We start from the raw sequence: 12,882 nt of genomic DNA on the forward strand, positions 1-12,882 counted from the left end.
GCCCTCTCGGTGATCGAAAAGGGACCCGATACGCTGGCTTGAGTGATGGCAGCGACACATCGACAATCCATGTGATCGTCAGCGTGATCGTCAGCAGACAGGAGTACCCCTCGTGACCGTCGTCGGGCCGTTCGGACTGAGCGTGCGGGACCAGGCTCTTGAGACCGATGTCCAGGCCGGACTGGCCGCCGTCGAGGCGGGTCTGCTGGAAGCCACCAAGAGCGAAGTCCCCTTCATCACCGAGGCCGCACAGCACCTGGTCCGGGCCGGCGGCAAGCGGTTCCGGCCGCTGCTCGTCATGCTCGCGTCCCGGTTCGGCGACCCCTACGCGCCCGGGATCGTCCCGTCGGCCGTGGTGGTCGAGCTCACGCACCTCGCGACGCTCTACCACGACGACGTCATGGACGAGGCCGACGTGCGCCGCGGGGTGGAGAGCGCCAACGCCCGCTGGGGCAATTCGGTGGCCGTCCTCACGGGTGACTTCCTCTTCGCCCGTGCCTCGCACATCCTGGCCGACCTCGGTCCCGAGGCCGTGCGCATCCAGGCGGAGGCCTTCGAGCGGCTCGTGACGGGCCAGATCCTGGAGACCGCCGGACCGCGCGACGGCCGCGACCCCGTCGCCCACTACCTCGACGTCATCGCCGGCAAGACCGGCTCGCTGATCGCCGTCTCCGGCCGGTTCGGCGCGCTCATGTCCGGAGCCGACGAGTCGGTCGTCGACATCCTCACCCAGTACGGGGAGCGCCTCGGCACCGCCTTCCAGCTCGCCGACGACGTCCTCGACATCGCCTCCGACGCGCACGAGTCCGGCAAGACGCCGGGCACGGACCTGCGCGAGGGCATCCCGACGCTGCCCGTGCTGCGGCTGCGCGAGATGGCCGCGCGCGACGGCCGCCCGGAGGACCTGGAGCTCGTGGAGCTGCTGGACGGCGACCTGACGGACGACGCCCGCCACGCCGAGGTCCTCACCCGGCTGCGGGCGCACCCCGCCCTGGAACAGGCCCGCCGCGACACCATCCGCTACGCGGAGGACGCGCGGGCCACGCTCGCGCCGCTGCCCGAGTGCTTCGCGAAGGCGGCCCTGGAGGAGCTCTGCGACGCGGTGGTGCACCGCGCCGGCTGACACCGCGCAGGGGTGGTCCGCCGCCCCGTCGTGCGACGGGCCCTCCTCCCCGCCGACCCCTACGGGTCGGGGGAGGAGGGCCCGCCGCGTGTCATCCCTCGGTATTACGTCCGGTTGCGTCCGGGGGCTGACGCCCCCGGCCCGTCTTTTTGGTCAGATGGAGTTATCAACCCCACCGGATCGGGTGAGCGCGGCGAAACGGATGTCGCCGCCGTCGACACAGAGGGCAGGGCACTGACATGGCAGCGAACACGAAGACTTCTCGCAAGGTCGCCCGGTACGCCGTACCGGTCGCGGTGGCGGGCGTCGCCGCGGCGACCGTGGCGATGGTCCCGGCCTTCGCCAACGCCGGAGGGCCCGACCTGCCCAAGGTGACGGCGCAGCAGCTGATCGAGAAGATCGCCGCCTCGGACGTGGAGCAGCTGTCGGGCACGGCGAAGATCAGCACCGACCTGGGCCTGCCGAAGCTCGCGTCCGGCCTGCTCGGGGGCGGCGGCGTCACGGGCGGCTCCGCCGACCCGCAGGACAAGGTCGCGCAGCTCGCGAACGGCACGCACACCCTCCGGGTCGCGGCCGACGGCGAGGACCGCCAGAAGCTGACCTTCCTGGACGGCAAGGACGAGTACAGCCTCATCCACAACGGCGACGACGTGTGGGGCTACGACTCCAAGTCCAACGAGGTCTTCCACGAGAAGGCGACCCCGTCGGAGAAGGCGGCCGGCAAGGGTGCGGGCAAGGAGCACAAGACCGGCGACCGGCTGAACGCCACCCCGCAGAAGATGGCCGAGGAGATCCTCGCGGCCGCCGGCCCCACCACGGACGTCAGCGTCGGCGAGACCGCGCAGGTGGCCGGGCGCGACGCCTACCAGCTGGTGCTCAAGCCCAAGCAGGCCGGCTCGACCGTCGGATCGGTGCAGATCGCGGTGGACGCCAGGAACGGCGTGCCGCTGCGCGTGCAGCTGCTCTCCGCCCAGGGCGGCAAGCCCATCGTGGACGCCGGCTTCACCAAGGTGGACTTCGCCAAGCCCGCCGCCGACACCTTCGCCTTCACCCCGCCCAAGGGCGCCAAGGTGACCGAGGGCACGGACGACCACGGCAAGGGCGACAAGGACGGCGCGTTCAAGGCGCTGGAGTCCATCCCCGGCCTGGACGCGCTGGCCGGCGGCCAGAACGGCAAGGGCGACGTGAAGGTGCTCGGCGAGGGCTGGGCGACGATCGCGCGGATGGACACGGGCGCGGGCAAGGGGCTCAAGGAGCTGGAGAACGACAAGAACGCCCCGAAGGAGGCCAAGCAGTTCCTCGACTCCCTCGGGGACAAGGTGGGCGGCAGCTTCGGTGAGGGCCGGGTCCTGTCCACCCGCCTGTTCAACGTCCTGCTCACGGACGACGGCAAGGTCTACGCCGGCGCCGTCACCAAGGACGCGCTGGTGAAGGCGGCCGACGCCAACAAGTAGCCGTCCCGGCGGCGACGGACCCAAGGGTGGGCGGGGACTGTGTCCCCGCCCACCCTTTGTGTCATGGGTGCTGCCCGTACAGCGCGGCCGCTGTACGGTGTTGGGCATGTCGAGACACGTCACCATCCGCCTGGACGAGGAGTTCCACGAGCGCCTGAAGGCGCGCGCGGCGGCGCTGGGGACGACGGTCACCGCGCTGATCACCGAGGTGACCGAGCGCGAGCTCGACGAGGACCGGAAGAACTTCCTCTCCGGCATAGAGGAGTTCGCCGATCACTGGGGCTACTTCCAGGAGCGGTTCGGCAATTGAAGATCACCATGGAGTGGGCCTGGACCGCTCTGGCCCACCATCTCCCTTCGGATCCCGCGGTGTGGGACCCCTCCGGGGTGGCCGCCGCCGTCGCCAGGCACCAGAACGACCTCGTCCTGGTGCCCGAACAGCCCGCCCCGGACACCGCGTGGCGGGCCGCCGCGTTTCTGCACACCCTCGCGGTCTGCCCGGCACTGGAATCGCCGATGAACGAGTTCTACGCGGCCGCGGCGACGCGCTCGTACCTGCGCGTGGCCGGGGCCGCGAAGCTGCCCACGCCGGAGGAGCTCGGCGACCTGGTCGAGGCGGCGAAGCTGGGCCGCGCGGACGTGGCGGCCGTGGCCGAGGAGCTGCGGGCCCGGATGAACGAGCCGCTGGAGGCCTCGTCCCCGGCGGCCCGTGCCGAGGACGGCTGAGCTCCGGCACGATCCGGGCGGACCGTGCCGGAGCCCGAGGAGAGCGGGAGCGCCGGCCGGCTAGAAGGTGATCTTCCAGCTGTTGATGTAGCCGACGTCCTGGGCGGCCGCGTCCCTGACCCGGAGGTTCCAGGTCCCGTTCGCGACCTCGCTGGAGGCGTTCACGGTGTACGACCCCACGATGTTGTCGGCGCTGCCGCCGCTGCGGTTGTGCAGGTTGTAGACCGTGCCGTCCGGGGCGACCAGGTCGACCACCAGGTCACCGCGGTAGGTGTGGACGATGTTCACGTCCACCTTCGTGGTGGCCGGGGCGTTGCCCGCGACGCCCGAGACCGCGATCGGCGAGTTGACGGCCGCACCGGGGGAGTCCGGGATGTTCACGTCCGCCGTGTTCTCGAAGGACGGGCCGGGCGGGACCGGGGTGGAGGCGCCCAGGTGCCAGATCGCGTAGGCGACGGCGTCCGCGTTGCGGTCCAGCGCGGTGTCGTTGATGTTCGCGGTGTTGTCGCAGGAGGAGTGGTAGCAGCGGTCGAAGGACTGGCCGGCGGTGCCGCCCCACTTCTGTGCCTGCGCGGAGGTCTTGGTGTTGCTGGCGCCGGTGAACAGGCCGCCGACCGGTATGCCCACGTTCTTGAACGAGGCGTGGTCGGAGCGGCCGTCGCCCTCGGTCTCGATCTCGGTCGGGACGCCGATGCCCGCGTAGTAGTTCTTGAAGGTCTGCTCGATCGTCGGGTCGTCGTCGTAGACGAAGTAGCCCGGGTTGGGCGAGCCGATCATGTCGAAGTTCAGGTACCCGGCGAACTTGGCCCGCTCGGCCGACGGCAGGTTGTTGACGTAGTACTTCGACCCGATCAGACCGAGCTCCTCCGCGCCCCACCAGCCGAAGCGCAGGTGCTTGGTGGGCTGCAGCCCGGCCCGGGAGACCGCGAGGGCCGTCTCCAGGACGGCCGCGCTGCCGGAGCCGTTGTCGTTGATGCCCGCGCCCGAGGTGACGGAGTCGAGGTGGGCGCCGGCCATCAGGACCGAGTTCGGGTCGCCGCCCGGCCAGTCGGCGATCAGGTTGTAGCCGGTGGCGCCGCTGGAGGTGAAGGTCTGCAGGGTGGTGGTGAAGCCCGCCGCGTCGAGCTTGGCCTTCACGTAGTCGATCGACGCCTTGTAGCCGGCCCGGCCGTGGGCGCGGTTGCCGCCGTTGTTGGCGGCGATCGTCGAGAACTGCGACAGGTGGGCCTTGACGTTGGCCAGCGGGATGTCGGGCGGGGTCGGCGCCGCGGTCGCCGCCGTGGGGGCGGCGAGTGCGGCGGGGGCGGTGGAGGCGAACAGGCCGGCGACCGCGAACGCGGTCACGGCGGCGAGGCGCCGGGAGACGGACAGGCTCATGTGGGGGCTCCGGGATTCCGCTGGGGATATGACGGAACGAGCGAGAGAGCGGGTGAGCGTTAGTGCGTCAGTGCGAGCCTGATGTTCAGCGAGAGTATGACTGTCCGTCAAGACCATAATCCGGTCAGGGTCGTTCGCTGAACGGACGATCCCCGGTACGGGTGGTCCGTACCGGGGATCGTGAGGTGGGGATGTACGCCCGTGGCGGGCCCGCGGCGCTCCGCTATGCGGGCTCCCGGGCCGGTGCCGGGGCGGCGGCGGGCGCCGCCTCCAGCCGCACCCGGGAGCGGCGCGCGGTACGCAGGGCATCCCAGGTGAGGAGTGCGAGCGCGGCCCACACGAGGGAGAAGCCCACCCAGCGCTCCGGGGGCATGGCCTCGTGGAAGTACAGGACGCCGAGCCCGAACTGGAAGACGGGCGCCAGGTACTGCAGCAGCCCGAGGGTGGACAGCGGGACCCGGATCGCGGCCGCCCCGAACAGCACCAGCGGCACCGCCGTGACCAGGCCCGTCGCGGCCAGCAGCAGGCCGTGGCCGAGGCCCTCCGAGGCGAAGGTGGACCGGCCCTGCGCGCCCAACCAGAGCAGGTAGCCCAGCGCCGGCAGGAACAGCAGGGCGGTCTCGGCCGCCAGGGACTCCAGCCCGCCCATGTTGAGCTTCTTCTTGATCAGCCCGTAGGTCGCGAAGGAACAGGCCAGGACCAGCGAGATCCACGGCGGCCGCCCGTAGCCCACGGCGAGCACCAGCACGGCGACGAAGCTGAGGCCGACCGCCACCCACTGGGCGCGGCGCAGCCGCTCGCCGAGGACGAGCACGCCCATCGCGATGCTGACCAGCGGGTTGATGAAGTAGCCGAGGCTCGATTCGACGACGTGGCCGTTGTTGACCGACCAGATGTACAGGCCCCAGTTCACGCTGATCACCGAGGCGGCCAGCGCGGTCAGCGCCAGCTTGCGCGGCTGCCGCAGCAGCTCGCGCATCCAGCTCCAGCGGCGCACGAAGAGCAGGGCGATCCCGACCACGGCCAGGGACCAGGTCATCCGGTGGGCGAGGATCTCGACGGCGCCCGCGGGCACCAGCAGGGGCCAGAAGAGCGGGACCAGCCCCCAGATCCCGTACGCGCCGAATCCGTAGAGCAAACCCGTGCGCTGCTCGTTCTCCGCTTTCACGGGGCCTCCTGTACGACTTCCAGCCAACTTCACGACGGTATCGCCGGACGGCTCGGATGTCATGCCCGTAATCGCGAGATACTCATGACATCTTCCCGGGGGCGGCGCGCGGCCGCCGCCCGGGAACCCGCCGTCAGGCCAGCGCCGCGCCGATCGCCTCGGCCACCGGCGTCGTCGGGCGTCCGATCAGCCGGGCCAGGTCCCCGCCGGTGCCCGCCAGCCGGCCGCGGGCGATCGCCGCGTCCACGTCCACGAAGACGGCGGCGAACTCCGCCGGCACCCCGGCCCCGGTCAGGACCGACAGGTGCTCCTCGGCCGTCAGGTCGGTGTACGCGATCTCCTTGCCGGACTGCGCCGACACCTCCGCCGCGTACTCCGCGAGGCTCCACGCGGTGTCCCCGGACAGCTCGTAGACCTGCCCCAGGTGCCCCTCGCCGGTGAGCACCGCGGCCGCGGCGGCCGCGTAGTCGGCCCGCGCCGCGGAGGCGATCCGGCCCGCGCCCGCACTGCCCACGACCGTGCCCCGGCCGAGGACGGCCGGCAGCTCGCGGGTGTAGTTCTCGTGGTACCAGCCGTTGCGCAGGAAGGTGTAGGGGACCCCGGAGGCCAGGACGGCCCGCTCGGTGGCGGTGTGCTCCGCGGCCAGGTCGAAGTCGGCCTCCGGGCCGCCGAGGATGCCCGTGTAGGCCAGCTGCGCCACGCCGGCCGCCCGTGCGGCCTCCAGCACGGCGGTGTGCTGCGCGACGCGCCGCCCGAACTCGTTGCCCGAGATCAGCAGGACGCGGTCCCCGGGCCGGAAGGCGGTGGCCAGGGCGGTGGGGTCGTCGTAGTCGGCGACGCGCACCTCCACCCCGCGTGCGGCCAGGTCGGCCGCCTTGCCGACGTCCCGGACGACGACGGCGACCCGGTCGGCGGGGACCCGTTCGAGGAGTTCCCCGACCACGAGACGGCCGAGTGCTCCGGTGGCTGCGGTGACGACGATGCTCATGACTGCTCTCTCCTCGTGGGGGACGACAGCACCATCGTAAGGTAAGCGCTAACTTTTAGAAAGCGCTCTCTGTGGGGTGGTGTGGAATGCCGCGGAGCCCGGATCCCCCCGAGGGGATCCGGGCTCCGGGACGGCCACCGCGCGCCGAGGTCAGCCGACCACGGTCCAGGTGTCGTTGCCGCTCAGCAGCGCACCGAGGTCTCCCTTGCCGTTGCGCTCGACGGCCGCGTCGAGCTGGTCGGCCATCAGGGTGTCGTAGACCGGCCGCTCGACGCTGCGGAAGACTCCGATCGGGGTGCGGTGCAGGGTGTCCGGGTCGGCGAGTCTGGACAGGGCGAACGCCGTGGTGGGGCTGGCGTTGCCCGCGTCGTGCACCAGGACCTGCGACTCGTTCGCCGGGGTGACGTCGACGACCTCCAGGTCGCCGGTCGCGTGGTTGCGGACGACGCCCTTGCCGCCGTCCGCGCCGAAGCGGATCGGCCGGCCGTCCTCCAGGCGGATCACCGCCTCCCGGGCCTGCTCCTGGTCCTTGAGGACCTCGAAGGCGCCGTCGTTGAAGATGTTGCAGTTCTGGTAGATCTCGACGAGCGCTGTGCCCTGGTGGTCGGCCGCCCGCCGCAGGACCTCGGTGAGGTGCTTGCGGTCGGAGTCCACGGTGCGGGCGACGAACGAGGCCTCGGCGCCGATCGCCAGCGACACCGGGTTGAAGGGCGCGTCCAGCGAGCCCATCGGCGTGGACTTGGTGATCTTGCCGACCTCGGAGGTGGGGGAGTACTGGCCCTTCGTCAGCCCGTAGATCCGGTTGTTGAAGAGCAGGATCTTGAGGTTGACGTTGCGGCGCAGGGCGTGGATCAGGTGGTTCCCGCCGATGGAGAGCGCGTCGCCGTCGCCCGTGACCACCCACACGGACAGGTCCCGGCGGGAGGTGGCGAGCCCGGTGGCGATGGCCGGGGCGCGCCCGTGGATGGAGTGCATCCCGTAGGTGTTCATGTAGTACGGGAAGCGGGAGGAGCAGCCGATCCCGGAGACGAAGACGATGTTCTCCTTCGCCAGCCCGAGCTCGGGCATGAAGCCCTGGACGGCCGCCAGCACGGCGTAGTCGCCGCAGCCGGGACACCAGCGGACCTCCTGGTCCGACTTGAAGTCCTTCATCGACTGCTTGCCCTCGGCCTTCGGCACCAACGAGAGCAGGGTGCGGGCGGTGCCTGCCCGCCCGGGTGCCGCGCCGTCGGTCGCCTCTTCGGTCACCTCAGTCATCGATGGCCTCCTTGAGAACCGTCGCGAGCTGCTCCGCCTTGAACGGCATTCCGTTGACCTGGTGGTACGACCGGGCGTCCACCAGGTATTTCGCCCGGATCAGGGTGGCGAGCTGCCCGAGGTTCATCTCCGGCACCACTACCTTCTCGTAACGCTCCAGGACCTCGCCGAGATTCCTCGGGAAGGGGTTGAGGTGGCGCAGATGGGCCTGGGCGACGGGGAGTCCGGCGATCCGGAGCCGGCGGACGGCGGCGGTGATGGGCCCGTAGGTGGAACCCCAGCCGAGGACCAGGGTGCTCGCGCCGTCCGGGTCGTCGACGTCGAGGTCGGGCACCCGGATGCCGTCGATCTTGGCCTGGCGGGTGCGGACCATGAAGTCGTGGTTGGCGGGGTCGTAGGAGATGTTGCCCGTGCCGTCCTGCTTCTCGATGCCGCCGATGCGGTGTTCCAGGCCGGGGGTGCCGGGCACCGCCCAGGGCCGGGCCAGCGTCTCGGGGTCGCGCTTGTACGGCCAGAAGACCTCGGTGCCGTCATCGAGCACGTGGTTCGTGCCGGTGGCGAACTTGACCTTCAGGTCCGGCAGGTCCGTGACCTCCGGGATCCGCCACGGCTCGGAGCCGTTGGCCAGGTAGCCGTCGGAGAGCAGGAAGACCGGGGTCCGGTAGGCCAGCGCAATCCGGGCCGCGTCGAGGGCGGCGTCGAAGCAGTCCGCGGGCGTGCGCGGCGCCACGATCGGCACGGGAGCCTCGCCGTTGCGGCCGAACATGGCCTGGAGGAGGTCCGCCTGCTCGGTTTTCGTCGGAAGTCCCGTGGACGGGCCGCCGCGCTGGATGTCCACGATCAGCAGCGGGAGCTCCAGCGAGACCGCGAGGCCGATCGTCTCCGACTTGAGCGCCACACCGGGCCCGGAGGTCGTCGTCACCGCCAGCGCCCCGCCGAAGGCGGCCCCCAGGGCCGCGCCGATGCCGGCGATCTCGTCCTCGGCCTGGAAGGTCCGCACGCCGAAGTTCTTGTGCTTCGACAGCTCGTGCAGGATGTCCGAGGCCGGGGTGATCGGGTACGAGCCCAGGTAGAGCGGCAGGTCGGCCTGCTGGCCCGCGGCGATGAGTCCGTAGGAGAGGGCCAGGTTCCCCGAGATGTTGCGGTAGGTGCCGGTGGGGAAGGCCTTGGTGGCGGGCGCGACCTCGTAGGAGACCGCGAAGTCCTCGGTCGTCTCGCCGAAGTTCCAGCCGGCGCGGAAGGCGACGATGTTCGCCTCGGCGATGTGGGGCTTCTTCGCGAACTTCTGCCGCAGGAAGGCCTCGGTGGCCTCGGTCGGCCGGTGGTACATCCACGACAGCAGGCCCAGCGCGAACATGTTCTTGCTGCGTTCGGCCTCCTTGCGGGAGAGCCCGAAGTCCTTCAGCGCCTCGACGGTCAGGGTCGTCAGCGGCACCGGGTGGAGGTTGTAGGCCGCCAGCGAGCCGTCCTCCAGCGGCGAGGTCTCGTAGCCGACCTTGGCCATGGGGCGCTTGGTGAACTCGTCCGTGTTGACGATGATCTCCGCGCCGCGCGGCACGTCCCCGATGTTCGCCTTCAGGGCGGCGGGGTTCATGGCCACGAGCACGTTCGGCGCGTCGCCGGGGGTGAGGATGTCGTGGTCGGCGAAGTGGAGCTGGAAGGAGGAGACGCCCGGCAGGGTGCCGGCGGGGGCGCGGATCTCGGCGGGGAAGTTCGGCAGCGTCGACAGGTCGTTCCCGAACGACGCCGTCTCCGACGTGAAGCGGTCCCCGGTGAGCTGCATGCCGTCACCGGAGTCACCCGCGAAGCGGATGATCACACGGTCGAGACGGCGCACTTCCTTGCCGCCAGGACTCTCCGGAGCGCGCTGTCCGCCGACAACCGCACCCCCGGCCCCGTCGGCCTGTTCTGGGCTGCTGACCTGGCTGGTCACTGAACTGGACCTCCTTCGAGGCGTGAGCACCCCCAGAACCCACCCTACGTCGGTAGGGATCGGGCCCCCAGGAGCGACCACATTCTGGACCGTAGGACCGCCCTTCGAGACGGCCCGACCGGTATGCCGTATCTGACAGAGTGTCAGTCGATCAAGATTTCAGATAGGTGAGCACGGCCAGTACGCGCCGGTGATCCCCGTCACTCGGCGACAGGCCCAGCTTCATGAAGATGTTGCTGACGTGCTTCTCCACCGCGCCGTCACTGACGACCAGCTGCTTCGCCACGGCGGAATTGGTGCGGCCCTCGGCCATCAGCCCGAGCACCTCGCGCTCGCGCGGGGTCAGCCCCGCCAGCACGTCCTGCTTCCGGCTGCGGCCGAGCAGCTGCGCGACCACCTCCGGATCCAGGGCCGTGCCGCCCCGGGCCACCCGGACCACCGCGTCCAGGAACTCCCTGACCTCGGCCACCCGGTCCTTCAGCAGATACCCCACTCCGGTACTGGAACCGGCCAGCAGCTCCGTCGCGTACTGCTCCTCCACGTACTGCGACAGCACGAGCACGCCTATCCCGGGATGGTCGCGGCGCAGCTGCACCGCCGCCCGCACGCCCTCGTCCGTGTGCGTCGGCGGCATCCGCACGTCCGCCACCACCACGTCCGGCAGGGCGCCCTCGGCGGCGAGGTCCGCCACCGTCTTGATCAGGGCCTCCGCGTCCCCGACGCCCGCCACGACGTCATGCCCCCGGTCGGTCAGCAACCGGGTCAGGCCCTCGCGCAGCAGCACTGAATCCTCGGCGATGACCACCCGCACCCTGTCGTCCACGACTCAGCAGCTCCCGCGTCCACTCGATTTCCCGTACTGACCGGCTCAGCCAAGCATCCCAGCCTCAAGCCCCGGTGAAGGCAGAGCCGGGACAACACGTGGGCGTACGGGGGGAGTTTTCACATGCCGATACGTCCGGACGGGTCGGCTCCGGGTCCGGGCGGTGCGGGCGGGGTGCTGCCGGGGCGAGCCGCCCCGCGCAGCCCCTGCGTCCATCCGGCGTAGGCCACTCCCCGGTCCGGGCGGGAGCCCAGGAGCCGGGCAGGGGCGTGGGGCCTCGCCGGTCGGGCGGCGCCTGACGGACCGGCGACGGTCGGGTGCATGCCGCGGAGCGGGGGCGTGGGGCGGGGGCGTGGGGCGGGGGCGTGGGGCGGGCCCCCGTCCGCCCGGGCGGGGGCCCGCCCAGCCGATCGGACGGGGGTCCCGCGGGCCTACGTCCGCCACGGCAGCTCGGCGGTGACCGTCGTCCCCCCGCCGGCCGGGGAGTCGACGACGAGCACGCCGTCCACCGCGTCCAGCCGCTCGGTCAGCCCCGCCAGCCCCGCCCCGGCCCGTACGGCCGCCCCGCCCCGGCCGTCGTCGCCGACCTGCAGCAGCAGCCGTTCCCCGGACTTCCACACGTCCACCGAGGCGGACCGGGCCCCGGCATGACTACTGACGTTCCGCAGCAGCTCCGAGACCGTGAAGTACGCGATCCCCTCGACCGCCGCCGAAGGCCGCTCCGGCAGGTCCACGGCCACCCTCACCGGCACCGCGCACCGCGAGGCCACCGACGACAGCGCCGCGTCCAGCCCGCGGTCCGTCAGCACGGCCGGGTGGATCCCGCGGGCCAGGTCCCGCAGCTCCTGGAGGGCGACCTTCACCTCTCCGTGGGCCTCGTCCACCAGCCGCGCGGCGGCCTGCGGGTCCTCGACCAGCCGCTCCCTGGCCGACCCCAGCTCCATGGCCAGCGAGGCCAGCCGGGCCTGCGCCCCGTCGTGCAGGTCCCGCTCGATGCGCCGCAGGTCGGCGGCGGCCGTGTCGACCACCACCCCGCGGTCCGACTCCAGCTCGGTGACGCGGCCGGCCAGCCGGGACGCCCCCAGCAGTCCGACGACCAGCACCCGGTCGACGGTGGTCAGGGCGCGGATCACCCAAGGGGTGGCGAGGGTGAGGGCCAGTCCGACCAGACTGGTCAGCACGATCTCGGCCGGGGCGTCGAGGTGGAAGGTGTAGTCGTCGTTCTGGAAGAGCTGGAGCCCGGGCTGGTCGGTGAACGTGGGGAAGACCCAGTACCAGAGCGGGTACAGGAGGTACGCCCAGCCCGACGCCCAGAACGTCAGTGCCACACAGAAACCGAACACCGCCCACGGGAAGTGGATCAGGCAGTACAGCACGTGCCGCCAGGCACTCCCGTTCTTGAGCAGCGCCCCCATGGCGGCGAGCGCACCGGGCTTCGCCGCCCGGATCGGTGCCGGGGCGGCGACGCGGACCCCGAGCAGCCCCCGCACCCGGGCCCGCTCCAGTACGCCGATCCCCCGGCCCACCGCCAGCAGCACGGCGAACACCGGGACACCGAGGAAGGTGACGAGCAGCCCGGCGCCGAGGCTCACGCCGGTGATCGCGAGCGAGAAGTACAGCGTGCTCAGCGGCAGCCCGATCAGCAGGTAGGCCAACTCCCGCCAGGTCCGCGCCGTCACCGGCGCACCCAGTACCGTGCGGAGCCCGCCGCCGCCGCCGCCGTTGCCCATGTCCCCGACCCGCCCTTCCCGCTCCTCCGTGACTCCTCCACCCTCGCGCCGGGCCCCATTCCTGAACCATCCGGCGGGTCGGCGTACCGGCCGGGGGGTTATCCCCACCCCGGCCCTCCGGCCCCTCCGACGGCACCGCGCACCCGCTTCCCCGCACCCGCTTCCCCGCACCCGCTTCCCCGCACCCGCTTCCCCGCACCCGCTTCCCCGCACCCGCTTCCCCGCGCCGGCTCCTCGTACGGCCACGCGTGCCCGTACGGGGCCCCGTACCGGCTCCGATACGCGCAGGGGCTCCCGGCCGGT

Annotated in this window: 11 protein-coding genes; 4 read left to right on the forward strand and 7 right to left on the reverse strand. The window is 71.7% G+C overall.

Features of this window, described 5'->3' with window-relative positions:
* The first annotated feature begins 112 nt into the window (after nucleotides 1-112).
* From ACPU2J_RS19945 to ACPU2J_RS19960, 4 genes are all read left to right on the forward strand, one after another.
* Nucleotides 113-1,123 carry a polyprenyl synthetase family protein gene (locus ACPU2J_RS19945; RefSeq protein ID WP_365070218.1) on the forward strand — a complete coding sequence of 337 codons (1,011 nt, stop codon included), beginning with the start codon at nucleotides 113-115 and terminating at the stop codon, nucleotides 1,121-1,123.
* Nucleotides 1,124-1,362: 239 nt separating this feature from the next.
* Nucleotides 1,363-2,577, forward strand: coding sequence for a LolA family protein (locus ACPU2J_RS19950; RefSeq protein WP_423833749.1), 1,215 nt, complete (start codon nucleotides 1,363-1,365; stop codon nucleotides 2,575-2,577).
* 106 nt (nucleotides 2,578-2,683) lie between these two features.
* Complete coding sequence (locus tag ACPU2J_RS19955) at nucleotides 2,684-2,887, forward strand: ribbon-helix-helix domain-containing protein (protein WP_225884906.1); 204 nt, start codon at nucleotides 2,684-2,686, stop codon at nucleotides 2,885-2,887.
* Complete coding sequence (locus ACPU2J_RS19960) at nucleotides 2,884-3,303, forward strand: hypothetical protein (protein ID WP_361591201.1); 420 nt, start codon at nucleotides 2,884-2,886, stop codon at nucleotides 3,301-3,303. The genes ACPU2J_RS19955 and ACPU2J_RS19960 overlap by 4 nt, the downstream gene beginning before the upstream one ends.
* Nucleotides 3,304-3,363: 60 nt before the next feature.
* Here ACPU2J_RS19960 and ACPU2J_RS19965 read toward each other — a convergent pair whose 3' ends face one another.
* The 7 genes from ACPU2J_RS19965 to ACPU2J_RS19995 all read right to left on the reverse strand — a co-directional run bounded on the left by ACPU2J_RS19965 (nucleotide 3,364) and on the right by ACPU2J_RS19995 (nucleotide 12,579).
* A complete protein-coding gene (locus tag ACPU2J_RS19965) occupies nucleotides 3,364-4,680 on the reverse strand; it encodes a M28 family metallopeptidase (RefSeq protein WP_420079937.1) in 1,317 nt (438 codons plus the stop codon).
* A 223-nt stretch (nucleotides 4,681-4,903) separates the two neighbouring features.
* A complete protein-coding gene (gene rarD, locus ACPU2J_RS19970) occupies nucleotides 4,904-5,848 on the reverse strand; it encodes an EamA family transporter RarD (protein ID WP_423833750.1) in 945 nt (314 codons plus the stop codon).
* A 133-nt stretch (nucleotides 5,849-5,981) separates the two neighbouring features.
* Nucleotides 5,982-6,836, reverse strand: coding sequence for an SDR family oxidoreductase (locus ACPU2J_RS19975; protein ID WP_423833751.1), 855 nt, complete (start codon nucleotides 6,834-6,836; stop codon nucleotides 5,982-5,984).
* Nucleotides 6,837-6,986: 150 nt separating this feature from the next.
* Nucleotides 6,987-7,988, reverse strand: coding sequence for a 2-oxoacid:ferredoxin oxidoreductase subunit beta (locus tag ACPU2J_RS19980; protein ID WP_361591340.1), 1,002 nt, complete (start codon nucleotides 7,986-7,988; stop codon nucleotides 6,987-6,989).
* Nucleotides 7,989-8,085: 97 nt separating this feature from the next.
* Nucleotides 8,086-10,026: a 2-oxoacid:acceptor oxidoreductase subunit alpha gene (locus ACPU2J_RS19985; protein WP_420079934.1), complete on the reverse strand. Its 1,941-nt coding sequence runs from the start codon at nucleotides 10,024-10,026 to the stop codon at nucleotides 8,086-8,088.
* Nucleotides 10,027-10,177: 151 nt separating this feature from the next.
* A complete protein-coding gene (locus tag ACPU2J_RS19990) occupies nucleotides 10,178-10,837 on the reverse strand; it encodes a response regulator transcription factor (protein WP_361591338.1) in 660 nt (219 codons plus the stop codon).
* Nucleotides 10,838-11,280: 443 nt separating this feature from the next.
* Nucleotides 11,281-12,579, reverse strand: a complete 1,299-nt coding sequence (locus ACPU2J_RS19995) for a sensor histidine kinase (RefSeq protein ID WP_423833752.1) — start codon at nucleotides 12,577-12,579, stop codon at nucleotides 11,281-11,283.
* Nucleotides 12,580-12,882: the final 303 nt, after the last annotated feature.

This window comes from Streptomyces manipurensis (genome assembly GCF_049570255.1).
In the GTDB taxonomy this organism is placed as follows: Bacteria; Actinomycetota; Actinomycetes; order Streptomycetales; family Streptomycetaceae; genus Streptomyces; species Streptomyces manipurensis.

Bases quoted from the DNA above. Each gene is read 5' to 3' on its own strand.
- ACPU2J_RS19980 (WP_361591340.1), bottom strand. From the start codon at position 7,988: ATGAAGGACTTCAAGTCGGACCAGGAGGTCCGCTGGTGTCCCGGCTGC.
- ACPU2J_RS19995 (WP_423833752.1), bottom strand. From the start codon at position 12,579: ATGGGCAACGGCGGCGGCGGCGGCGGGCTCCGCACGGTACTGGGTGCG.
- ACPU2J_RS19955 (WP_225884906.1), top strand. From the start codon at position 2,684: ATGTCGAGACACGTCACCATCCGCCTGGACGAGGAGTTCCACGAGCGC.
- ACPU2J_RS19965 (WP_420079937.1), bottom strand. From the start codon at position 4,680: ATGAGCCTGTCCGTCTCCCGGCGCCTCGCCGCCGTGACCGCGTTCGCG.
- ACPU2J_RS19975 (WP_423833751.1), bottom strand. From the start codon at position 6,836: ATGAGCATCGTCGTCACCGCAGCCACCGGAGCACTCGGCCGTCTCGTG.
- ACPU2J_RS19950 (WP_423833749.1), top strand. From the start codon at position 1,363: ATGGCAGCGAACACGAAGACTTCTCGCAAGGTCGCCCGGTACGCCGTA.